This is a genomic window from Streptomyces sp. NBC_00271 (assembly GCF_036178845.1).
In the GTDB taxonomy this organism is placed as follows: domain Bacteria; phylum Actinomycetota; class Actinomycetes; order Streptomycetales; family Streptomycetaceae; genus Streptomyces.
Genome location: NZ_CP108070.1, coordinates 3,128,722 through 3,150,846, shown reverse-complemented (window position 1 = coordinate 3,150,846; position 22,125 = coordinate 3,128,722). Strand labels below are relative to the sequence as shown.

Annotated in this window: 20 protein-coding genes; 7 read left to right on the top strand and 13 right to left on the bottom strand. The window is 71.9% G+C overall.

Annotation, left to right across the window (positions count from 1 at the left end):
* The first annotated feature begins 51 nt into the window (after positions 1 to 51).
* From OG798_RS14800 to mshC, 3 genes are all read left to right on the top strand, one after another.
* Positions 52 to 642 (top strand): DUF3090 domain-containing protein, encoded by a 591-nt coding sequence (locus OG798_RS14800; protein WP_067365237.1) that lies wholly within the window; start codon positions 52 to 54, stop codon positions 640 to 642.
* Positions 606 to 1,433, top strand: coding sequence for an SCO1664 family protein (locus OG798_RS14795; RefSeq protein WP_095855551.1), 828 nt, complete (start codon positions 606 to 608; stop codon positions 1,431 to 1,433). The genes OG798_RS14800 and OG798_RS14795 overlap by 37 nt, the downstream gene beginning before the upstream one ends.
* 612 nt (positions 1,434 to 2,045) lie before the next feature.
* Positions 2,046 to 3,275, top strand: coding sequence for a cysteine--1-D-myo-inosityl 2-amino-2-deoxy-alpha-D-glucopyranoside ligase (gene mshC / locus OG798_RS14790; RefSeq protein ID WP_095855552.1), 1,230 nt, complete (start codon positions 2,046 to 2,048; stop codon positions 3,273 to 3,275).
* An 85-nt stretch (positions 3,276 to 3,360) separates the two neighbouring features.
* On the opposite strand, the gene OG798_RS14785 is transcribed toward mshC, so the two are convergent.
* A complete protein-coding gene (locus OG798_RS14785; RefSeq protein ID WP_257016890.1) occupies positions 3,361 to 3,930 on the bottom strand; it encodes a hypothetical protein in 570 nt (189 codons plus the stop codon).
* 60 nt (positions 3,931 to 3,990) lie between these two features.
* Positions 3,991 to 5,754 carry a S8 family peptidase gene (locus tag OG798_RS14780; RefSeq protein WP_267061359.1) on the bottom strand — a complete coding sequence of 588 codons (1,764 nt, stop codon included), beginning with the start codon at positions 5,752 to 5,754 and terminating at the stop codon, positions 3,991 to 3,993.
* Between the two features lie 285 nt (positions 5,755 to 6,039).
* Here OG798_RS14780 and OG798_RS14775 point away from each other — a divergent pair, with 285 nt between their 5' ends.
* Positions 6,040 to 7,014, top strand: coding sequence for an SMP-30/gluconolactonase/LRE family protein (locus tag OG798_RS14775; RefSeq protein ID WP_095855554.1), 975 nt, complete (start codon positions 6,040 to 6,042; stop codon positions 7,012 to 7,014).
* A 100-nt stretch (positions 7,015 to 7,114) separates the two neighbouring features.
* Here the strand turns inward: OG798_RS14775 and OG798_RS14770 are convergent, their stop codons facing one another.
* The 8 genes from OG798_RS14770 to OG798_RS14735 all read right to left on the bottom strand — a co-directional run bounded on the left by OG798_RS14770 (position 7,115) and on the right by OG798_RS14735 (position 15,583).
* Entirely contained in the window at positions 7,115 to 8,110 is a 996-nt protein-coding gene (locus tag OG798_RS14770; protein WP_121416635.1) for a PAC2 family protein, read from the bottom strand.
* 183 nt (positions 8,111 to 8,293) lie between these two features.
* Positions 8,294 to 8,965, bottom strand: a complete 672-nt coding sequence (locus tag OG798_RS14765) for a FadR/GntR family transcriptional regulator (RefSeq protein WP_054231141.1) — start codon at positions 8,963 to 8,965, stop codon at positions 8,294 to 8,296.
* Positions 8,966 to 9,065: 100 nt separating this feature from the next.
* Complete coding sequence (locus OG798_RS14760; protein WP_328757182.1) at positions 9,066 to 10,367, bottom strand: amidohydrolase; 1,302 nt, start codon at positions 10,365 to 10,367, stop codon at positions 9,066 to 9,068.
* Entirely contained in the window at positions 10,364 to 11,122 is a 759-nt protein-coding gene (locus tag OG798_RS14755) for a nucleoside phosphorylase (RefSeq protein ID WP_121416636.1), read from the bottom strand. Before OG798_RS14755 ends, OG798_RS14760 begins: the two co-directional genes overlap by 4 nt.
* Positions 11,119 to 11,985: an ABC transporter permease gene (locus OG798_RS14750; protein ID WP_095855557.1), complete on the bottom strand. Its 867-nt coding sequence runs from the start codon at positions 11,983 to 11,985 to the stop codon at positions 11,119 to 11,121. The genes OG798_RS14755 and OG798_RS14750 overlap by 4 nt, the downstream gene beginning before the upstream one ends.
* A complete protein-coding gene (locus OG798_RS14745) occupies positions 11,985 to 13,019 on the bottom strand; it encodes an ABC transporter permease (RefSeq protein ID WP_328757181.1) in 1,035 nt (344 codons plus the stop codon). The genes OG798_RS14750 and OG798_RS14745 overlap by 1 nt, the downstream gene beginning before the upstream one ends.
* Position 13,020: 1 nt before the next feature.
* Positions 13,021 to 14,547, bottom strand: coding sequence for an ABC transporter ATP-binding protein (locus OG798_RS14740; protein WP_267061357.1), 1,527 nt, complete (start codon positions 14,545 to 14,547; stop codon positions 13,021 to 13,023).
* Entirely contained in the window at positions 14,528 to 15,583 is a 1,056-nt protein-coding gene (locus OG798_RS14735; RefSeq protein ID WP_097227667.1) for a BMP family ABC transporter substrate-binding protein, read from the bottom strand. Before OG798_RS14735 ends, OG798_RS14740 begins: the two co-directional genes overlap by 20 nt.
* A gap of 327 nt (positions 15,584 to 15,910) precedes the next feature.
* Here OG798_RS14735 and mtnA point away from each other — a divergent pair, with 327 nt between their 5' ends.
* Positions 15,911 to 16,942, top strand: a complete 1,032-nt coding sequence (mtnA, locus tag OG798_RS14730) for an S-methyl-5-thioribose-1-phosphate isomerase (RefSeq protein ID WP_267061356.1) — start codon at positions 15,911 to 15,913, stop codon at positions 16,940 to 16,942.
* A gap of 62 nt (positions 16,943 to 17,004) precedes the next feature.
* On the opposite strand, the gene mtnB is transcribed toward mtnA, so the two are convergent.
* The 3 genes from mtnB to OG798_RS14715 are packed head-to-tail and all read right to left on the bottom strand — an operon-like array spanning position 17,005 to position 18,925.
* On the bottom strand, positions 17,005 to 17,613 hold the full coding sequence (gene mtnB / locus OG798_RS14725; RefSeq protein WP_097226366.1) for a methylthioribulose 1-phosphate dehydratase: 609 nt from the start codon (positions 17,611 to 17,613) through the stop codon (positions 17,005 to 17,007).
* On the bottom strand, positions 17,610 to 18,329 hold the full coding sequence (gene mtnC, locus OG798_RS14720; protein ID WP_097226367.1) for an acireductone synthase: 720 nt from the start codon (positions 18,327 to 18,329) through the stop codon (positions 17,610 to 17,612). Before mtnC ends, mtnB begins: the two co-directional genes overlap by 4 nt.
* Positions 18,326 to 18,925: a 1,2-dihydroxy-3-keto-5-methylthiopentene dioxygenase gene (locus OG798_RS14715; RefSeq protein WP_054231145.1), complete on the bottom strand. Its 600-nt coding sequence runs from the start codon at positions 18,923 to 18,925 to the stop codon at positions 18,326 to 18,328. Before OG798_RS14715 ends, mtnC begins: the two co-directional genes overlap by 4 nt.
* Before the next feature lie 571 nt (positions 18,926 to 19,496).
* Between OG798_RS14715 and OG798_RS14710 the strand changes: the two genes are divergently transcribed.
* On the top strand, positions 19,497 to 20,603 hold the full coding sequence (locus OG798_RS14710) for a substrate-binding domain-containing protein (protein ID WP_097226369.1): 1,107 nt from the start codon (positions 19,497 to 19,499) through the stop codon (positions 20,601 to 20,603).
* Entirely contained in the window at positions 20,590 to 22,122 is a 1,533-nt protein-coding gene (locus OG798_RS14705) for a sugar ABC transporter ATP-binding protein (protein ID WP_095855565.1), read from the top strand. Before OG798_RS14710 ends, OG798_RS14705 begins: the two co-directional genes overlap by 14 nt.
* The last annotated feature ends 3 nt before the right edge of the window (positions 22,123 to 22,125 follow it).

Sequence of the window (22,125 nt, the reverse complement as noted above, 5' to 3'; positions counted from 1 at the left end):
AGGGCCGAGGCAGTCAGCCGGTCCACATGCCGATTCCAATGGAGACAGGACGTGTCCCGTCAGGTGTTCCTCTACGACCCCCCGGACCGTTTCGTGGCCGGTACGGTCGGGTTGCCCGGGCGCCGTACCTTCTTCCTGCAGGCCTCCTCAGGCCCCAGGGTGACCAGCGTCGCCCTGGAGAAGACCCAGGTCGCCGCGCTCGCCGAACGTATGGACGAGCTCCTCGACGAGGTCGTACGGCGCACCGGCGGCAGTGCACCCGTCCCGGCCATGGTCCCCGCCGAGGTGTCCGACACCGCCCCTCTCGACACCCCGGTGGAGGAGGAGTTCCGGGTCGGCACGATGGCGCTGGCCTGGGACGGTGACGAACAGCGCATGATCGTCGAGGCGCAGGCCCTCGTGGAGCTCGACGCCGACACCGACGAGGATCTCGCCGAGGCCGAGGAAAGGTTGCTCCAGGACGAGGAGAACGGCCCGCCGATGCTCCGCGTCCGGCTCACCGGCGCGCAGGCCAGGGCCTTCGCCAAGCGCGCCCTCGACGTCGTCAACGCGGGCCGGCCGCCCTGCCCGCTGTGCAGCCTCCCGCTCGACCCGGAAGGACACGTATGTCCGCGCCAGAACGGATACCGCCGCGGAGCGTGACCACGGCCGAGCTGCTCGCCCTGGGCGAGCTGAAGGTGCGCGGACGGATCCGTGAGGCCTCGAACGCGGTGCTGTACTGCTCCGTTTCGTACGAGGGCAGGGACGCGTTCTGCGTCTACAAACCGATCGCCGGGGAGCGGCCCCTGTGGGACTTCCCCGACGGGACCCTCGCCCAGCGTGAGGTGGCGGCGTACGAGGTCTCCGAGGCCACGGGCTGGGGGCTGGTCCCCACCACCGTGCTGCGCGACGGGCCCTACGGCGAGGGCATGTGCCAGCTGTGGATCGAGGCCCTGCCGGAGGTCGACGGGGACGGGCTGCTGGCCCTGGTGGAGGCCGAGGAGCCCGCGGCGGGCTGGAAGGCGATCGGCTTCGCCGAGGTCGGCGAGGGAGAGACGGCGCTGCTCGTGCACGCCGACGACGTGCGGCTGCGGCGGCTCGCCGTGCTCGACGCCGTGATCAACAACGCCGACCGCAAGGGAGGGCATCTGCTGCCCGCCGGTGAGGGGCGGTTGTACGGCATCGACCACGGGGTCACCTTCAACGCCGAGAACAAGCTGCGCACGCTGCTGTGGGGCTGGGCGGGGGAGTCGCTGACGCCGGAGGCGGTCGAGGTCCTCACCTCCCTGCGGGACGGCCTGGCGCCGGGCGCGCCGCTCGCCACCCGGTTGGCCGAACTCATCACGACCACCGAAATCGACGCCACACGCGCCCGTGTCGAGGCGATGCTCGCCTCGGGGAAACACCCGGAGCCGAGCGGGGAGTGGCCGGCGATCCCCTGGCCCCCTGTGTAAACCCCCTCGACCGTCCGGGGACCGGGCGCGCCCACCGCGCACCGAGTACGCCAACCGGGTCCCACGGAATACGACTCCCCCGGGTGAGTTCCGCCGCCCAGCAGCAGACGGCCCCATTCCGGGACGACCCGCGCCCGGACGGGCCCGCTCAGGGCGGGGTCACTTCCCGGCGGGGCCACTCCTGGGCAGGCCCGCTTCCTGGCGGGGGTACTCCCGGGCGGGGCCACTCCCGGGCAGGGCCACATCCGGCGGGCCCGCTCCCGTGCGGGGTCACTTCCGTGCGGAGTCACATCCGGACGGGGTCCACGCCCGGGCGCGCAGCCGCCCGCGGCGGTGCCCAGCCTGGCGGTGCCTTGTCCGGCTGACGGGTGGCGTCCGGTCCGCGGGCCGTGACATGCGACACTCACCGCCTCGCGCTCGCGCTCACGGCGCATGTGAGGGCGCGGACCGCCGTCCTGGGCTGTGCGCGCGGTGGGTTGTGCCGTCGTACGGCGGCCGCGCCCCCGTAGGACCGGATGACGCACACCGTCGGGCGTCGCGCAAGAGGGCCTTACGAGCCATCAGGGCTGGTCCGGTTCGTATACGGAAGTTCCGTCCGGTTAGGCTCATGACATGCATGCCTGGCCCGCTTCTGAGGTCCCCGCCCTGCCTGGTGAGGGCCGCGACCTCCGGATCCACGACACCGCGACCGGCGGCCTCGTCACACTCGACCCCGGTCCCGTCGCCCGTATCTACGTCTGCGGCATCACGCCGTACGACGCGACCCACATGGGTCACGCGGCGACCTACAACGCGTTCGACCTCGTTCAGCGCGTGTGGCTCGACACCAAGCGGCAGGTTCACTACGTCCAGAACGTGACCGACGTCGACGACCCGCTCCTGGAGCGGGCGGAGCGCGACGGCGTCGACTGGGTAGGACTCGCCGAGAAGGAGACCGCCCTCTTCCGTGAGGACATGACCGCCCTGCGGATGCTGCCGCCGCGGCACTACATAGGAGCCGTCGAGGCGATACCCGGCATCGTGCCGCTCGTCGAGCGGCTGCGGGACGCGGGCGCGGCGTACGAACTCGAAGGGGACGTCTACTTCTCCGTCGAGTCCGACCCCAACTTCGGCAAGGTGTCCAACCTGGACGCCGCCGCCATGCGTCTGCTCTCCGCCGAGCGGGGCGGCGACCCGGACCGTCCGGGCAAGAAGAACCCGCTCGACCCGATGCTCTGGATGGCGGCGCGGGAGGGGGAGCCCAGCTGGGACGGCGGCTCGCTCGGCCGCGGCCGGCCCGGCTGGCACATCGAGTGCGTCGCCATCGCCCTCGACCACCTCGGGATGGGCTTCGACGTCCAGGGCGGCGGCTCCGACCTCGCCTTCCCGCACCACGAGATGGGCGCCTCGCACGCCCAGGTGCTCACCGGCGAGTTCCCGATGGCCAAGGCGTACGTGCATGCCGGCATGGTCGCCCTCGACGGCGAGAAGATGTCGAAGTCCAAGGGCAACCTCGTCTTCGTGTCGAAGCTCCGGCGCGACGGCGTCGACCCGGCCGCCATCCGCCTCGCCCTCCTCGCGCACCACTACCGCGCCGACTGGGAGTGGACGGACACCGTCCTCGCGGACGCGGTCGCCCGTCTGGAGAACTGGCGGGCGGCGGTGTCGCGTCCCGACGGGCCGTCCGCCGAGGCGCTGGTCGAGGAGATCCGCGAGGCTCTCGCCAACGACCTGGACGCACCGGCCGCGCTCGCCGCGGTCGACCGCTGGGCGGCGCTCCAGCGCGAGACGGGCGGCACGGACGAGGGCGCCCCCGGCGTCGTCTCGCGTGCCGTGGACGCCCTCCTGGGCGTGGCCCTGTAGTTCTCTCTCGTACGTGTGGGGCGCCGGGCGGTCGTACCGCCCGGCGCCCCTTCTCTTTCTCTCTCAGACTTTCTCTCTCAGAGCGTCACTTGTTCACGATGACGGCCTGTACGGCGTTGCTGTTGGCGTCGTAGACGCCGATGACCTGCTGCCCGTAGGCGAAGGCCTGCTGGACCTCGTCGTGGGTGACCTGGTTGGGGTTCACCAGGGGGCGCCAGGCGTTGTCGATGAACAGGTAGAGGATCGACGGCTGGCCCGGGAGCGGGGTGACCACGTCCCAGAAGTGCTGGGCGATCCCGCTCGTCAGGACCTGCGCCTGCTGTTGCTGCTGCCCGCCGAGCTGCTGGAGCAGCTGCTGGAACGGCTGCTGCTGCCCCATCTGCTGGAGCTGCTGCTGGAGGTGCTGCGGAATCTGCTGCTGCGGGATCTGCGGTTGCGGGTTCTGGTGCTGCGGGTTCTGGTGCTGAGGGATTGGGAGTTGCGGGTTCTGCAGCTGGCCGAACGGCTGCTGCGTCTGCTGTCCGAACGCCATGGGCTGCTGCTGTCCGAACTGCTGGGGCGGCGCCGTGCTCGGTCCCTGCTGCCCCAGCTGGATTCCTTGCTGGATGCCCTGCTGGTGTCCTTGCTGCTGACTCATCTGCGGGGTGGTGCTCATACGGGTGCCACCTTCCGTGAATCATCGAATCGTTGACTTGCGGCTACGCCCTCCGACACGTCAGCCCGTGACCACCAGGCCGACGATCTCGTCGTCCGAGAACCAGACACGTATGTCGGGCCGTCCGCCCGCGAAGGCGGAGTGCACCGCCTGACGGATCTCGGGGGAGGGGTTGTCGAGGTTGCGCCAGTCACCGGCCACGAACAGCCGGAGCCTGGGCGGGAGTTCGCGCGGGTACGGCAGCAGCTCGTCCCAGTACCGTTCGGCCTGGCCCGAGCCGACCGCCTCCGGCAGCAGACGGGTGACCGCCGCCTTGATGTCCGGCCGGTTGCCGATCCGCTGGGAGGCGGGCCGGCCCGGCGCGTCCTGCTGCGGGGAGCCGGTGGCCCGCAGCACCGCGCGGGCACGCTCCGGGGACATCGGTTCCTGGGCCGCCGCCTTGAGCATGCCCTGCAGCGCGGCCAGGGCGCCGACCACCACCGGGGAGGCGGAGGAGGTCCCGGAGAACGTGTCCGTGTACCAGCCGATCTCCTCGGCGCCGCCCTGCAGGTCGCCGGGCCGGTCCCAGAAGCCGCCGGTGGTCGTGACCTCGCGCCCCCAGCCCTGCGCGTCCACCCGCGCCCCGTAGTTGGAGAAGGCGAGGCGAGAGCGGTCCGGGCCGTGGTCGCGGCCGTGCGTGCCGGGCGGCGGTGCGCCCGCGCCGACCAGTACCGCGCCCGAGGACGGGTTGGCGGGGTTGAAGGGGTTGCGCCACCACGCGGGGAACTCGGCGGGGCGCCGCTCGTACACCGCGTCGTCGAGCGACTCGGCGCCGTTGCCCGCGGCCGCCACGACGAGCACCCCCTTGGCGGTCGCGTACCGGATGGCCGCGAAGTTGTCCGGCCACCACTCGATCGCGATGTAACCCTGCTGGTCGTCGCGCTCCTCGAAGTCGAACCGCGGCCCTGGAGCGTGCAGTTCGACCAGGATGATGTCACCGGGGCCCAGCCGGTCGGCCGCCGCGTGGATCGCGGCCGCCGTACCCATGCCCTGGAAGGACGCGGCCGCGGTCACCGCGTCCGGCGCGATACCGGTGATCCCGCGCTCGTCGCGGTCGCCGCCGATCACCCCGATGACGGCGGTGCCGTGGTTGCGCCAGGCGAGGTCCGTCAGCGGGGTGCCGACGACCACGCCCGCGAGCTTCGCGGTCAGGTCCTCGTGGCCCAGCTGCCACGCCCCCTCCACATCGATCACCGTCACGCCCCGGCCCGTACCGCCCGGCCGCTGCCAGGCCCAGTGGGCGTCGATGCCCTCGGGCGCCGGCCGCAGATAGCCCTGGCGGCTGGTGAAGTCCGGGGTGACGGGCGCGCCTTCCTTCGTCCGGCGGCCGTCGTCCGCGCTCGCCGAACCGTTCGTGCTCCGCCCGACCGACCCCACCGAGGCGGGGACGGCGCCGGGCTTCACGTACGCCGTGTCGATCTCCGGCAGCGCGGCGATCCGTGAACGCAGCTCCTGGGCGCGGCTCTCGACGCCGCGCACCCGGTAGAAGAGCGCGAGGTCGCTTCCGCCCCCGCCCACGCCGTCCGCCGCCTCGGACTGCCGCAGTCGTTCCTCGTTGCCGAACAGCGGCTCCAGGGCGAGCTGTTCGTCACTGAGGAACATGTTGAGGGCCGACACGTCCGAGCCCGCCGTCGAACGGACGCCCTCGGCCCCGGCGCGCAGCCGGGCCTCGGGGCGTGCGACGACGATCAGCTCCTGCTCGGCTCCCCGGTAGGTGAACCCCGCTCCGTCGGGTCCCGGCCCGGCCGTTCCCGGGCCCTGCGTCGGCTGTACCTGGTCGGTCATCGCGTACCGCTCCTCTCGGTTCGGTTCTGCGGGTGCTGCCATGTCCCGTCCCCGGGCCGCGCCTTCGGGGCACAACCTGGCACGCCCACGGCGACTCGTCCACCCCGGCGTCGCCAACTCGGTTTGAAAACAAGTTGAATGGGGAAACCTGTGCAATCCGTCCTGAAACAGATGTCACGTAGCAATCCGGCCAAAGGCTGCGGAGTCGGGGGTCATGTGGTGGGGTGGCAGGGACAGTTGATCGCTGGACCGGTCAACTCCCGGTCCCGCCCGGAAGGACGCACCGTGACATCCACGCACCGTTCGTTCCCAGACCGTCTCAGCCGCCGAAGACTGCTCACCGCCGGTGCCGCGGCCGCCGGCGCCGCGCTCGCCGGGTCCTTGGCCGGCCCGGCCTGGGCAGCGGGGAAGCCGTTACCCACCGTCATCCATCTGCCGAACGGCATCCGCCCGGAGGGCATCACCATCGGGGGCGGCCCGTACGCCTACCTCGGATCCATCGCCGACGGTTCGGTCTACCGCGCCGATCTGCGCACCGGACAGGGCCGGACCATCGCCCCGGGTCCGGGTACGGCGGCGGCCGGGCTCAAACTCGACGGCAGGGGACGGCTGTTCATCGCCACGGTCGGTACGGGCGCCCGCGTGGTGGACGTCCGTACCGGCGCCGAACTCGCGTCGTACGTTCTCGCCACGGAGCCCGAGACCTTCGTCAACGACGTGGTCCTGACCCCCCGCGCGGTCTGGTTCACGGACTCCTACCAGCCCACGCTGTACGCGCTGCCGCTCGGCCCGGGTGGCGCGCTGCCGGCCGCGGCCGACGTCGTACGGCTCCCCCTGAGCGGCGACTGGAGCCAGGTACCCGGCGCCACGATCAACGCCAACGGGATCACACGGACCCCGGACGGTGCCGCCCTGCTCGTCGTGCAGACCGGGGCCGGCGGCCTGCACCGGGTCGATCCGAGGACCGGAGTCACCCGGCTCGTCGACCTCGGCGACGCGGCGCCCCTGGTCAACGGCGACGGGCTGCTGCTCACCGGCCGGACGCTGTACGTGGTGCAGAACATGCAGAACGCGATCGACGTCTTCCGGCTCTCGCCCGACGGGCGCAGCGGCGTCTTCCAGCGCCGCCTCACCGCCCCGGACCTCGACGTGCCGACCACCGTGGCCGCGTACGGGGACCGCCTGTACCTGCCCAACGCCCGGTTCACGACCACGCCGACGCCGGACACCCCGTACGACGTGATCGCCGTCGCACGCTGACGCGAGGAGAACCGCGGGGTGCTGAACGCGGAGGGGCGGTGCGCCAGGTGCGCACCGCCCCTTCCGCCAGCCCGGCTTCCGCCCGGCCCGATCCGTCCGCTCAGTCCTCCGGGGAGTCCTCGTCCTCGGTGCCGGTCTCCGGCCGTGGGGACTTCGGAGGCTTCGGACGACCGCCGGGGTTGTCCCGCAGATACGAGGGGCTGTCGCTGCCGTCGGCCGTGGCGTGTCCGCCGGGGGCCGGGCCCGCCGGACCGCCGCCGTCCCGCCGCCGCAGATAGCGCTCGAACTCGCGTGCGATCGCCTCGCCCGACGCCTCCGGCAGTTCCGCGGTGTCCCGGGCCTCCTCCAGCGTCTGCACGTACTCGGCGACCTCGCTGTCCTCGGCGGCCAGCTGGTCCACGCCCAGCTGCCAGGCCCGCGCGTCCTCGGGCAGCTCGCCCAGCGGGATCCGCAGGTCGATCAGGTCCTCCAGGCGGTTGAGGAGGGCCAGCGTCGCCTTCGGGTTCGGCGGCTGCGACACATAGTGCGGTACGGCCGCCCACAGCGACACCGCCGGTACGCCCGCGTGCGTGCACGCCTCCTGGAGGATGCCGACGATGCCCGTGGGGCCCTCGTACTTGGTCTCCTCCAGGTCCATCGTGCGGGCCAGGTCCGGGTCCGAGGTGACCCCGCTCACCGGCACCGGACGTGTGTGCGGGGTGTCACCGAGCAATGCGCCCAGGATCACCACCAGCTCCACACCCAGCTCGTGCGCGAAGCCGAGCAGCTCGTTGCAGAACGAGCGCCACCGCATCGACGGCTCGATCCCCCGGACCAGCACGAGGTCGCGCGGCTTCTCGCCGCCGACCCGGACCACCGACAGGCGCGTGGTCGGCCAGGTGATCTTGCGGACCCCGCCGTCCAGCCACACCGTGGGCCGGTTCACCTGGAAGTCGTAGTAGTCCTCGGCGTCCAGCGCCGCGAACACCTCGCCCTTCCACTCTCTGTCGAGATGCGCGACCGCGGTGGAGGCGGCGTCGCCGGCGTCGTTCCAGCCCTCGAACGCGGCCACCATGACCGGGTCGATCAGCTCGGGAACCCCCTCGAGCTCGATCACCCAGCGCCTCCTTCCGACGTGCCCCTTACGTACGCCCCAACCTTACGGCGTGCCAAGGGGGCCTCCGCAGCCCCCTTGCACGGGGGAGTGAACGGATCACTGCCCCACCGAGGGGCCGGAAACACGCGTGATCGCCACCATGAACCACCGGCGTGAACCACCCCCGAGTCATCCGAGCTGTCCCTACAGGGTGCTGCGCAGCCACTGCTCCACGCTCGCGATGTGCACCGTCGCCCACGAGCGGGCCGCCTCCGCGTCGCGGTCCCGCAGGGCGGACAGGATCGCGCGGTGCTCGTGCAGGGTGCGGCTGACCGCGTCCTCCTGGGTGAGGCCGCGCCAGATCCGGGCCCGGGTGGTGGGCCCCGAGAGGCCGTCCAGCAGCGAGCACAGGACCGAGTTCCCGGAGCTCTGCACGATGCCCCGGTGGAACTCCAGGTCGCAGGCGACGAGTTCCTCCACCGAGGGGGCGGCGCCCAGCGCGTCCAACTGGGAGGTCAGGGCGTGCAGTTGCTGCTCGCTGATCCGTGATGCGGCCATCGCCGTCGCGGCGGGCTCCAGGATCCGGCGCACGGCGAGGAACTCCAGCACCGTGTCGTCCCGGTGGAAGTCGACGACGAAGCTCAGCGCCTCCAGGAGGAGCTGGGGATCCAGGCTGGTGACGTACGTGCCGTCGCCCTGCCGTACGTCCAGGATGCGGATCAGCGAGAGCGCGCGCACCGCCTCCCGCAGGGAGTTCCGGGACAGCCCGAGGTCGGCGGCGAGCTCGCTCTCCTTGGGAAGCCGGTCGCCGGGGCGCAGCGTGCCGGAGACGATCATGCCCTTGATCTTCTCGATCGCCTCATCGGTGACTGCCATGGCCGACCTCCCTGTCACTCCGGATGTCGCTGAGTCATCCGATGTCTTGGGCCATTATGTGGGGTCACCAGGCCGAACGGACACACAATCCACGGTCGGATCAGGCGAGGGCCTCCAGATCGGCGAGGGTGGTGGCCTCGTCGACCGTCGTGAGCACGCGGTCCCGCATCAGGATCCTGCCGTCGACGACGGTGTCCCTCACGTCCGCCGAGTGCGCGGCGTAGGCGAGCGTGGACCACGGGTTGTGCGCCGGCCGCACCTGGGGCGCGTTCAGGTCGAGCACGATCAGGTCGGCGCGCTTGCCCGGCTCCAGGGAGCCGAGGTGGTCGCCGAGGCCCAGCGCGCGGGCACCCTCGAGGGTCGCCATCCGGACCGCCTGCTCGGCGCCCACCGCCGTGGGATCGCCGGCCGCCTTGTGGACCAGGGCCGCCTGCCGCACCGCCCCCAGCACGTCCAGCGTGTTCGAGCTGACCGCTCCGTCCGTGCCGAGCCCGACCGTCACACCCGCGCTCAGCAGGCGCGGCACCGGAGCGATGCCGCAGCCCAGTTTCAGGTTGGAGACCGGACAGTGCGCCACGGAGGTGCCGGTGCGGGCCAGGGCCGCGATCTCGGGACCCGTCAGATCCACGGCGTGCGCGATCAGCAGATCGGGTCCGAGCAGCCCGAGCGAGTCGAGCAGTTCCACGGGCCGCCTGCCGTGGCGGACCTCGACGGTGGCGACCTCGGTCGCGTTCTCCGCCGCGTGGAGGTGTAGCAGCGCGCCGAACTCCCGTGCCAGCGCGGCGATGTCGGTGAGCTGATCGGGCGAGAGCGTGTAGGTCGAGTGCGCGAAGAGGACGGGACGGGTGCCGGGCCGAGCCGTCGCGCGAGCGGCCAGGTCGCGGCGGGCCCACGCCATCCGGTCCTCGTACGCGATGCCGTCCGCGGGGTCGGGTACGTCCATGAAGGTCGGCCCGGTGTGCAGCCGCCAGCCGGCCTCCCGGGCGACCCGCTCGGCCGCCTCGTGGAACCAGTACATGTCGAGTGCCGAAGTGACCCCCGCCCGTACGCTCTCGGCGATCGCGGCCCGCACCCCCGCGGCGACGCTCTTCGGCGACAACAACTCGGCTTCCCAGCGCAGCACCCGCTCCAGGAAGCCCTGGAGCGTGACGTCGTCGGCGCGGCCGCGCAGCAGCGTCATCGCCAGGTGCGTGTGGGTGTTGACGAGGCCGGGCAGGACGAGACAGCCCGTCGCGTCGAGGGTCTCGGCGGCCTCGTACCGCGTGCGCAGTTCCTCGGCGGGGCCGACTTCACGGATCTCGCCGTCGCGGACCGCGACCGCGCCGGAGCGTACGAAGGTGCCCGCCTCGTCGACGGTGAGGACGTCCCCGCCGTGGACCAGCAGGTCGGCGTGCTCGCTCATGCGGCGCACGCCCTCTCTTCCGCCAGCAGACGCAGTGCTTCCAGCGCGACCACCGCACCGCGCTCCACGCCCGCCGCGACGACGTCGCGGTGCGGGTCGTAGCCGCCGGTGTTCTCCTCGTCGACCAGTTCGTCCGCGTTCGCGCCGTCGATCACGAGCACACCGCCCGCGACGAGACCGCGCAGCGACGCGGTGACCAGCAGCGCGGACAGCTCCATCTCGATCGCCGCGAGGCCCGCGTTGTCGTAGGCGGTCAGCGGAATCAGGCCCGGCTGGAAGGCAGCCCGGGTCCACACCAGACCCCGGTGGTGAGGTGCGTCCGCGGCGCGGGCCGCGCGCTGGAGCGCGAACACCGCCTCGGGGGACGAGACCGCCGGGTACTCCGGCGGCAGCAGCTGCTGGGTCACCCCGTCGTCCCGTACGGCCCCCTCCGCGATGACGAGATCGCCGTCCCCGATGCCCGGGCGCATCGCCCCGGCCGTACCGAACCGCAGGAAGGTCGTGACGCCCGCGTCGGCCAGCTCCTGGAAGAGCAGGATCGCGCCCGGCGCGCCGACTCCGTGCGAGGCGACGGTGACCGGCAGCCCCTTCCAACTCCCGCTGAACACGCGGTACTCACGGTGGTAGGAGACCTCTTCGGCACCGTCGAGCAGGGCGGCGACGGCCGCGGCGCGCGCCGGGTCGCCGACGACCACGGCGGACGGCGGCAGACCGGTGCGGGGTATCCGGGTGATGGGCAGCAGGTCCTGAGTCATGAGACGGCTCCAGCGGGGGTGGTGCGGCGACGGCGGCGGGCCGTCGTGAGGAAGAGGGCGCCGAGCGTGACGACGTACGGCGCGGCGTCGGTCGCCTGCTGAGGCAGGCCGAGGCCCTGCAGACGGAAGCCGGCGGCCTCGGCGAGGCCGAAGAGCAGCGCGGCGAGCAGGACGCCCAGGGGCAGGGCGCGCCCGAGCATGACCGCGACGACGGCGATCCAGCCGCGCCCCGCCGTCATGTTCTCGGAGAACAACGTGACGTTGCCGAGGGCGAGTTGAGCCCCCGCGAGCCCGCACAGGACGCCCGAGAGGAGTACGGCCGCGTATTGGTACTTGGCTGGACTGACACCGAGGGTCGCCGCGGCCCGAGGTGCCTCGCCGACCCCGCGCAGGCGCAGTCCCCACACGTGCCGCGAGAGCATCAGCGTGGCCACCGCGACCGCGGCCCACGCCAGATAGGCGAGCGGCGAGAAGCCACCGACCAACGGCAGCCCGGCCAGTGACGGATCGTCAAAGGTGCCCTGCACACCGAAGACCGTACGCAGCAGGAAGCTGGTCAGGCCGACGGAGAGGAGGTTCATGGCGATGCCCAGCACCACCGCGTCCCCGCGCAGGGTCACCGCGCCGACGGCGAGGATGAGGGAGTACGCGGCGGCGGCGAGCGCGGCCGCGAGGACGCCGAGCCAGGGGCTGCCGGTGAACCAGCTCGTGGTCACGGCCGTGAAGCAGCCCATCAGCATCATGCCTTCGAGGCCGATGTTGAAGACGCCCGCCCGTTCGCAGAGCGCGCCGCCGAGCGCGGCCAGCAGGATGGGGGTGAGCGCGCGCAATGCCGACATGAGGAGATCGGAGTCGAAGAACATCAGACAGCAGCCTTCTTCCGGAGCCGGCCGCGCGGGAAGCGCAGCCGGGCCGCCAGGAACACGATGACGATGGCCTGCAGCACCTGCGTCAGTTCGCGCGGCACCTCGGTCGTGCGCTCCATCGAGAGCCCGCCGACCTGGAGCACGGCGAAGAAGAACGACGCCAGTACCGTGCCCAGCGGGGCCGCGCCCGCCAGCAGCGCGGCGGTCAGGCCCGTCCAGGTGTAGCCGGGGGCGGTGAGAGCCCCGTCGAGGAAGCGGTACGGGAAGCTCAGGACGCCGATCGCACCGACCAGCCCGGCCAGCGCGCCCGAGGTGGCCATCAGCCGCAGCGTCAGCCCCCTGCGCTCGACGCCTGCGTACGCGGCGAAACGGGAGTTGAGCCCGGTCATCCGGATCTCGTAGCCGATCGCCGTGCGCCGGTCGGTGAACCAGTACGTGGCCGCCGCCAGCACGACCAGCAGCAGCCCGACCGTCACGGTCGACGAGCCGAAGGCCGGCAGGGCGACCCCGTCCGGCAGTTGCCGTGTCTGCGGGAGGCTGGAGCCGGGTTCCTTGAGCGGGTAGCGGGCCAGGTAGGAGGCGAGCGACGACGCCGGGTAGCTGAGCAGCAGGCTGCTCACCAGGAGCGGAACCCCGAAGTGGTTCTCGCACAGGGCGGCCAGGGCGGCATACCCGGCGCCCGCCGCCATGCCCGCGAGGAGCGCGAGGAGGACGGTGAGTGGTGCGGGCAGTGGCGTGTACAGCCCGGTGACGGCCGCGGCCATCCCGCCCAGCACCAGTTGGCCGTCCCCGCCGAGGTTGATGAGCCCGGCGCGCAGCGGGATCGCCAGCGCCAGGGCCAGGCCGAGGACGCTGGTGACGGTGGTCAAGGTCGATCCGATGCCGTCGGCGCCGAGAGAGCCGCTCAGGACGGCGCCGTACGCGGTGAAGGGATCGGCGCCGGTGCCCACGAGGAAGAGCGCGCCGATGACCACGCCTGCGAGGACGGAGAAGGTGACGGGGGAGCGGAGGGCTCCCGCTATTCGGTTCATGTCAGTCTCCGACCTCCACCGGAGCCGCGCCGCCGGCCATGGCCAGCCCCAGCGTCCGTTCGTCCGCCTCGTCCTTCGGGTACGTCGCCGTCACGCGGCCCTCGTACATCACCAGCACCCGGTCCGCGAGCCCGCGGATCTCGCTGAGCTCGGCCGAGACCAGCAGGACGGCGTGGCCCGCGTCGCGGTAGGCGATCAGCTCGTCGTGGATGTTCTGGATGGCGCCGATGTCGACCCCGCGCGTCGGCTGCTCCACCAGCAACAGCGGTGCCTCGTGGGCGAGTTCGCGGCCGATCAGCAGCTTCTGGAGGTTGCCGCCGGACAGCGCGGAAGCGGGCACCTCGGGCGTGGCCGCCTTGATGCCGAAGCGCTCGACGAGCCGCCGCGCGTGGGCGCGTACGGCCGCGGGCGGCAACAGCCCGCGGGACGAGAGGGACGTACGGTGGTGGCCCATCGCGAGGTTGTCCGCGACGGACGCGGCGGCCGCCGTGCCCACCGCGTGCCGGTCCTCGGGCACGTAGGCGAGGCCTCGCGCCCGCCGTTCGGTCGCGGAGGCGTGCGTGATGTCCCGGCCCCGCAGGGTGACCCGCCCGGCCGTGACCCGCCGCAGTCCGGCCAGCGCCTCGATCAGCTCGCTCTGGCCGTTGCCCGCGACGCCGGCGATGCCGACGATCTCGCCCGCGCGGACGGTGAGCCCGACCTCGCGCACCGCGTCCGTGGTGAGATCCTCCACGTCCAGCACCACGTCGCCCGGGGTGCCCGGGGCGTGCACGCGGTCCAGCTCGACCGCGCGGCCCGTCATCGCGGCGGCGATCTCGTCGGCGGTCGTCTCGGCGGTGCGCAGCCGGGCGACGACGCGTCCGTCGCGCAGCACCGTGACGTTGTCGCTGCCTTCGAGGACCTCACGCAGCTTGTGCGTGACAAGGATCACCGTGCGGCCCTGCGCGGCCAGCGACTTGAGCACCGCGAACAGGGCGTCGGACTCCGCGGGGGTGAGCACCGCGGTCGGCTCGTCGAGGATGAGCGTACGCGCGCCGCGGTGCAACAGCTTCAGGATCTCCACGCGCTGGCGCAGCCCGACCGGCAGGTCGCCGACCCGGGCGTCCGGATCGACGGCGAGGCCGTGCTCCGTGGCGAGTTCGCGCACCCGGCGCCTGGCCGCCGCCCGGTCGACCAGACCGAAGCGGCGTGGCTCGGCCGCGAAGACGACGTTCTCGGCGACCGTCAGCGAGTCGAACAGCTTGAAGCTCTGGTGGACCATCCCGAGCCCGGCGGCCATGGCGGCACCGGGATCCGCGAAGGTCACCGTGCGGCCGTCGATCCGTATCTCACCGGCATCCGGCCGCTCCATGCCGTACAGGACCGACATGAGCGTGGACTTGCCCGCGCCGTTCTCGCCCATCAGCGCGTGGATCTCACCGCGCCGGACGGTCAGGTCGACGGCGTCGTTGGCGAGCGTGCCGGGGAACCGCTTGGTGATTCCCCGGAGTTCGACGGCGACCTCGGCGTCAGCTCGCTGCGGGGTCATCGACCTTCAGCTCCCCGGCGACGATCTGGTCGCGCAGCGCCTCGACCTTCGTCAGGACGTCCTTGTGCTGGGCGATGACGCACTTGGAGGAGTCGACGCCGGCCTCGAGACCGGTCAGGCTGATGCCACCCTCCTTCAGGCCGTACGACACGGTCGTGCCCGCCTTGCCGCCGAGGACCTGGTCGATGCCCTTCTCCACGGCGACGTCCGTGCGCTTGATCACATTGTCGACGACCGTGCCGGGCGAGGAGACGCACTGGTTGACGTCGACGCCGTACGCGAACGCGCCCTTGGCCTTCGCGGCCTCGAAGACGCCGTAGTTGCCGGCCGCGGCCGCCGCCATGATCTGGTCGGTGCCCTTGGACAGGAGAGAGTTCGCCTGCTCCTTCGCGCGCGCCGAGTCGTCGAACGGCGACTGGCCGCCGACGAAGCGCGTCGAGGTGGACGTCTTGGCGGCCACCTTCTTGGCACCGGCCGCGAACGGGTCGCTGTAGCGCCGGAACTGGGGCGTGTCGAGGACGTCCACCGCGCCGACCTTGCCGCTCTTGCTGAGCAGCCCGGCCTCGGCGCCCGCGAGGTACACGCCCTCGTGCTCGCGGAAGACCGCGCACCCGACGTTCTTGAACGTCTTCGTCGTGCACGCGTCGATCATCAGGAACTGCTGGTCGGCGTGGGCCTTGGCCTGCTGCGCGACCAGGTCGGCGAACTCGAAACCGACCAGCACGATGACGTCGGGCTTGGCCTCCACCGCGGCCTGCACGTTCTGCTGCTGCGAGGCGGTGTCGGAGGACTCGTAGACCTTCTGCGTCCCGTCGTGCGCCTTGGCCGCGGCCTTCACCCCGTCGACCGCGAGCTTCAGGAACTCGTTCTGCCCGACGGCGTCGGGAGTGACCAGAGTGAAGGACTTGCCGCCGCTCTTGGCGCCGTCGGAGGAACTGGAACTGTCCTTGGCGGCGGCGTTGCAGGCGGTCGCGAGCAGTGCGGTGCCCGCCGCGAGGGCGGCGAACTGGAGGGGGCGGCGACTTCTGCGGGACACGGGGGACATGGGACGACCTTCCAGTGGGTGCGGCGGGGCACGCTGGGGCGGCAGCGCGAAGAGGGTGGAGCGGTGCGGGGGGTGGAGCTCGGGGTGAACGGCGGGAGCTGAACTGCGGTCAGCTACGACAGCCGTCGGCGGCGCACCGGCCGAAGTCGAGGAAGCGGCGCATCGTGAGCAGCACACGTCCTCCTTCACGTCGGCCTGGGGGCTGCGGGTGCTGGAGAGTAACACCGGTTTCAGGCCACGCGTCCGGCTGTCTCGAACTGTGGTTCGCCGAGGTCATGTACGGTGTCGCGCATCTTCGGAACATCAGGAGTGCCCCCCATGCCCCAGGAACTGCGCGCCGTCGACTGGACCGGAAGCAGCCTCGCGCTCATCGACCAGACGGCCCTGCCGCACCGCACCGAGACCCGCGAGATCCGTGACGTGGACGGGCTGGTGGACGCCATCCAACGGCTCGTCGTGCGCGGCGCGCCGGCGATCGGGGCGGCGGGGGCGTACGGGGTGGCGCTCGCGCTGTTGCAGGGCGAGCGCGAGGGCTGGTCGGCCGAGGAGACGCGGGCGGCCGTGGCCCGCGTCCGTGCGGCGCGCCCGACCGCGGTGAACCTCATGGTGTGCGTCGACCGGGTGATGGCCCGCTTCGACGAGGGACTGGACGCGGTGCTCGCGGAGGCCGCGGCCGTCCAGCGCGAGGACGTCGAGGCGAACCGCGCCATGGGGGCGTACGGCGCGGACTGGCTGGTCAAGAAGGTCGGGGTGGACCGGCCGCTGCGGGTGCTCACGCACTGCAACACCGGTGCGCTCGCCACCGCCGGCTGGGGCACGGCGCTCGGCGTCATCCGTGAACTGCACGCGCGCGGCCTGGTCGAGGTCGTGTACGCCGACGAGACGCGTCCTCTCCTCCAGGGCTCCCGCCTCACCGCCTGGGAGCTCGTCCAGGAGGGCATCGCGCACTACGTGCAGGCGGACGGTGCCGCCGCGGGAACGATCCTGAGGGGCGAGGTCGACGCGGCGATCGTCGGCGCGGACCGCATCGCCGCCAACGGCGACACGGCCAACAAGGTGGGCACGGTCGGGGTCGCCCTCGCCTGCGCGGACGCCGGAATCCCGTTCCTGGTGGCCGCTCCCACCACGACGGTCGACCTGGCCACGGCCACGGGTGCCGACATCCACATCGAACTCCGCGGCGAGGACGAGATACTGGAGTGGTCGGGCGTACGAACGGCGCCGGCGGAGTCCCGAGGCCACAACCCGGCCTTCGACGTCACCCCGGGGCGCCTGGTGACGGGCCTGGTGACCGAACGCGGGGTACTGGAGATATCGGCGGGCGAACTCCCGGCCCACCACCTGCGCTAGCCGCTAGGGGGGCGGACTCACACGGTGCTTTCATCCCGGGTGAGTCCACCCGCCGCGATGACTCAGCGGCTCGTCAGCTCCAACTCCAGCAGCCACTCCACCACTTCGGTGTGATGGCGGGCCCGGCGTGGGTCCGTGCCCCAGACGTACAGCCCGTGGCCTGCCACGACGACCGCCGGCATGCGGGGGTCGCGGGCCGCTTCCAGGCGGTCGCCCAGGACCTTCATGTCCTGGCTGTTGGCGATGACGGGGAGGGTGACCTCGACGTCGTGGGCGGGCAGGCCGACGCCCTTGAGCATCTCCAGGTCCCGGAACACGATGCCCCCGGGCTCCCGGCGCCCCATGGCCACGGACGCGACCGTGTGGACGTGGACGACGGCCCCCGCACCCGTGAGCGCGGCCACGCGCGCGTGCAGCTCGGCCTCCGCCGACGGCTTCCCGCCCGCGACCGCCGCACCCGAACCGTCCACCAGCACCACGTCGTCGGGCGTGAGTTCGCCCTTGTCGTGCCCGCTCGCGGTGACGGCGAGCCGCAGTGGGTCCCGGCTCAGGACGACGGACAGGTTGCCGGACGTGCCGCGCATCCAGCCGAAGGAGGCGAAGCGGGCCGACTCGGCAGCCAGGACCGCGCCCGCCTCCTTGAGGTCGAGGGCCGGTGTCTCGGCGGTCATGTGGTGCTCCTCGCGATGGTGATCTCGTCGAACGTCCCCGCCTGCGGGTGATCGCCGACGCCCTGCTCGTAGTACGGCTCCCCGGGGCGGCGTACCCCCACGGTCCGCCATCCGGCCGCCCGCGCCGCGTCCAGCTCGCCCGGCCGGTCGGAGAGGAAGAGCAGCCGGTCGGGCGCGGTGCCCAGCGCCGCCGCGATCGTCTCGTACGACGCCGGTTCCTGCTTGGGCCCCGCGTTCTCCGTGTCGTACAACCCCTCGACGAGCGGCAGCAGATCGCCCTCGGGGCTGGACCGGAACCACGCCCGCTGCGCCGCCACGGACCCCGACGAGTACACGTGCAGCCGTACGCCCGCCGCGTGCCAGGCGCGCAGCGCCGGGACGACGTCCTCGTAGAAGTGCGAGACGAGGTCGCCGCGCGCGAAGCCCTCGGACCAGATGATGCCCTGGAGCGTCTTGAGCGGGGTGGCCTTGCGATCCTCGTCGAGCCAGCCGTTCAGGGCCTTCTCGACGCGGGCGGCGTCCGCGTCGGGCTCCGCGATCAGCTCCCGCACCTGCGCGGTCGCCCGCGCCACCGCCGGATCACCGCTCCGCTCCGAGAGCAGTGCTCCGAATCGAGAGCGGGAGTACGGGTACAGCACGTCCACGACGAACCCCGTGGCGCTCGTGGTGCCCTCGATGTCGAGCACCACGGCGTCCACGTCGAACCGGAGCGTCACGCCGTGGCCCGGTCCCGCTGGTACCCCGCGTCGATCGTGTCGAAGTCCGGGAAGCGGTCCGCGATCCGGTCACCGGTGAAGTTCCCGACCCAGCCGTCCTCCTCGTGGAAGAACCGGATCGCGGTGAACGACGGCGACGTACCCATGTCGAACCAGTGCGTCGTACCGCGCGGCACGCCCAGCAGGTCGCCCTTCTCGCACAGCACGGCGTGCACCTCGCCGCCGACGTGGAGGTAGAAGATCCCGGACCCGGAGACGAAGAAACGCACCTCGTCATCGTCGTCGTGCGTGTGCTCCTGGAGGAACTTCGCGCGCGCGGCCTTCGCCTTGACCGGGTACTCGGGGTCGTCGCTCGGGTGCAGCCCGAGGACGTCGACCGTCGTGAAGCCCTCCTCCGCGTTCAGCTTCTCGATCTCGGCACCGTACGCGGCGAACACCGTGTCGCTGTCCGCGTCCGCGGGCACGTCCTCGCGGACCGGCCACTGCTCGTAGCGCACACCGATCGGCGCGAGCGCGGCGGCGATCTCGGCCGGGTCGGAGGTACGGCGCACCAGCGTCTCGGGTCCGGACTCGGGCCACGTCGTCAGCAGGGTCATGGGAGAAACTCCAAGGGGTGGATGGGATGTCCGGATACCGAGACTGGCATCGGTGCCCGGCTCAGAAAGGGTGCCCGGCTCAGAGATGAGGAGGGCGGCGTGCAGGAGGCGGGAGAGCCGGTGGTCAGCCGCGACATGTCGCGCCGGTGCAGCGGTGTGTCGCTGTCGCGCAGGGTGTCGTCATCGGAAGCCTCACTGTCCAACGTCGTCCGGCGATGGTAACTCCCGCCCGGTGATCGGCCGAGTGTGATCAAGTGGTTGTTCCACATGCTGAGAAACGACGTCCAATACTTTGACGGCTGGCTGGAAACGTTCACATGATCTGCCTATGAAGACGCTGCTGCTCGTGCGGCGGCTGTACGTGGACTTGCTCCGGTCGACCACAGCCCGCTGTCGCTGACCTCCCCCCGGAGCGCTCAACCACGCCCCGCCCTCGGTGCGTTCCCCGTGAACCCGAGGCGCCCGCCGTGTACGAGACGTATGCCGCCCCGGCATGTGTCCTCCCCGGCGCTCCGGACCGGCACTCCCTCTTCGCCCCGCTCATTTCTGCTTTCCCAGCCCTGGAGCCGTCATGTCCCGTACCGCCCGCACCCGCGTCCCCCTCGCCGCACTGTCGCTCGCCTCCGTCTCCGCGCTCTTCCTCGCGGGCTGCTCCCAGTCCTCCAACGCCTCGCAGAGCACAGGCGACCGGGCCGCCTCGGCCGCCGCCGCGACGGGCAAGAAGCCCGCGCCGTTCAGCAAGGGCGACGTGAAGGTGGCCCTGGTCCGGCAGAGCGGCGCCGGCGACTACTTCGAGCAGTGGGGCAACGGCGCCAAGGCGCAGGCCAAGGCCCTCGGCATCGACCTGACCGTGTACGACGCCCAGGCCGACAACGCCAAGCAGGCCACCGACCTGTCCTCGGCCATCAACTCCGGCGCGCAGGCCATCGTCGTCGACCACGGCTTCCCGGCCACGATCCAGCCCGAGATCGACCAGGCGGTGAAGAAGGGCATCAAGGTCGTCGTCTACGACGTCGAGACCACCAACAAGAGCGTCGTCAGCACCAAGCAGGACGACGCGAGCATGGCGCAGGCCGTGCTCGACGTCATGGCGAAGGACCTCGGCAAGAACGCCAAGGTCGGTTACGTCAACGTCGCCGGGTACGCCGCCCTCGACAAGCGCGACAGTGTCTGGAAGAAGACCGCCGACGCCAATGGCTGGAAGCAGGCGTTCAAGGTCGGCAAGGTCACCGACTCCACGGCCACTGACAACGTTCCCCTGGTGTCCGCCGCGCTCACCCAGAACTCCGACGTGACCGGCGTCTTCGCCCCCTACGACGAGCTCGCCAAGGGCACCGTCCTCGCTGTCCAGAACAAGAAGCTCCAGGGCAAGGTGAAGGTCTTCGGCGCGGACGTCTCCAACGCCGACATCCAGAACATGACCGCCAAGGACAGCCCGTGGGTCGCCACGGCGGGCACCGACCCGTCCGCGGTCGGCGCCGCGGTGGTCCGTACGGCCGCCCTGGAACTGGCCGGTCAGCTGAACACCACCTCGGTCGAGTTCCCGGCCGTCGCCATCACCCAGGACTTCCTGAAGCAGAACAAGATCGCGAACATGGACCAGCTGCGCACGGCGCTGCCCGCGCTGAACCTCTCCAAGGTCAGCACCGCGGACTGGATTCCCAATGTCGCCCACTGACGCTCCGGTGGAGAGCGCGGCGGTCGCCCTCCGCGACGTCAGCATGGCCTTCGGAGGCAAGACGGTGCTCGCCTCCGTCTCCCTCGACATCGCGCCGGGCAGCGTTGTCGCGCTGCTCGGCGCGAACGGCGCCGGCAAGTCCACGCTCATCAAGATCCTCTCCGGCGTGCACACGGACCACGGCGGCCAGGTGAGCGTGAACGGCGTGCCCGCCGCGCTCCACTCCCCGCTCGCCGCCCGCCAGTTGGGCATCCAGACGGTGCACCAGCGCATCGGCGAGGGCATCGTTCCCGGCCTCTCGGTCGCCGAGAACCTGGTCTTCGAGGAGCTGGCCCAGACGCGCGGCAACCCGTTCCTCAACGGACGCCGGCTGCTGGCCCGGGCCCGTGAGATCCAGTCGGCCCTCGACCTCGGCTGGAGCGACGCCGTGCTGCGGCGGGACGTCACCGAACTCGGCATCTCCGACCGCCAGTTGCTGATCCTGGCGCGCGCCCTCGCGACCCGCCCGCGCCTCCTCGTCCTCGACGAGCCGACCTCCGCACTCTCCGCCGCCGAGGCGGAGCGCCTGTTCGCGCTCGTCGAGCGGATGCGGTCGGAGGGCATCGCGGTGCTCTACGTCTCTCACCGCCTCGGCGAGATCGACGCGCTCGCCGACCGCCTGGTCGTCCTGCGGGACGGCCGTCTCACCGAGGACCAGGTCAAGCCCTTCGACTGGGACAGCGCCCTGCGCGCCATGCTCGCCCAGGCCCAGGAGACGACCACCGCCCGGCCGCGGCACACAGGCGAACACGGCGAGGTCGTCCTCTCCCTGCGCGGCGTCCCGTTCCTGGCGGGCCACCCGCCGCAGGACCTCGACCTGCGCACCGGCGAAGTCACCGGCGTCGTCGGGCTGCTGGGCGCGGGCAAGACCGAACTGGCCCGCGGCCTCTTCGGCGCCGAACCCTTCACCGGGGGAGCCGTCGAGCTGGACGGGAAACCCTACGAGCCGCGCCGCCCGGCCGACGCCATCCGCGGCGGCATCCACCTGGTCCCGGAGGACCGGCACACGGACGCGCTGGTCCCCGGCTGGTCGGTGGCCCAGAACATCTCCCTGCCGTTCCTCAGGTCGCTCTCCACCGTGGGACTCGTGAGCCGCTCCAAGGAGGACGCGCTCGGCCGCGCCACCATCGAGCAGCTCGGTGTCGTCGCCCGGGACGAACACAGCACCGTCGAGGAGCTGTCGGGCGGCAACCAGCAGAAGGTCGTCGTCGGCCGCTGGCTCGCCGAGAACCCCCGCGTCCTCATCCTGGACGAGCCGTTCCGCGGAGTGGACATCGGCGCCCGCCGCGACATCGGCCGCCGCGCCCGCGCCCTGGCCGCCGAAGGGGCAGCCGTCCTCGTCCTGTCGGCCGACGTCGACGAGATCCTCGAGATCGCCGACCGGGTCGTCGTGCTGGCCGCGGGCGAGATCCGCCTCGACGCGTACGGGGAAGACGCGGAGCGCGACCGCGTGATCCAGACCATCTCGGCGTCCGTCTGATGC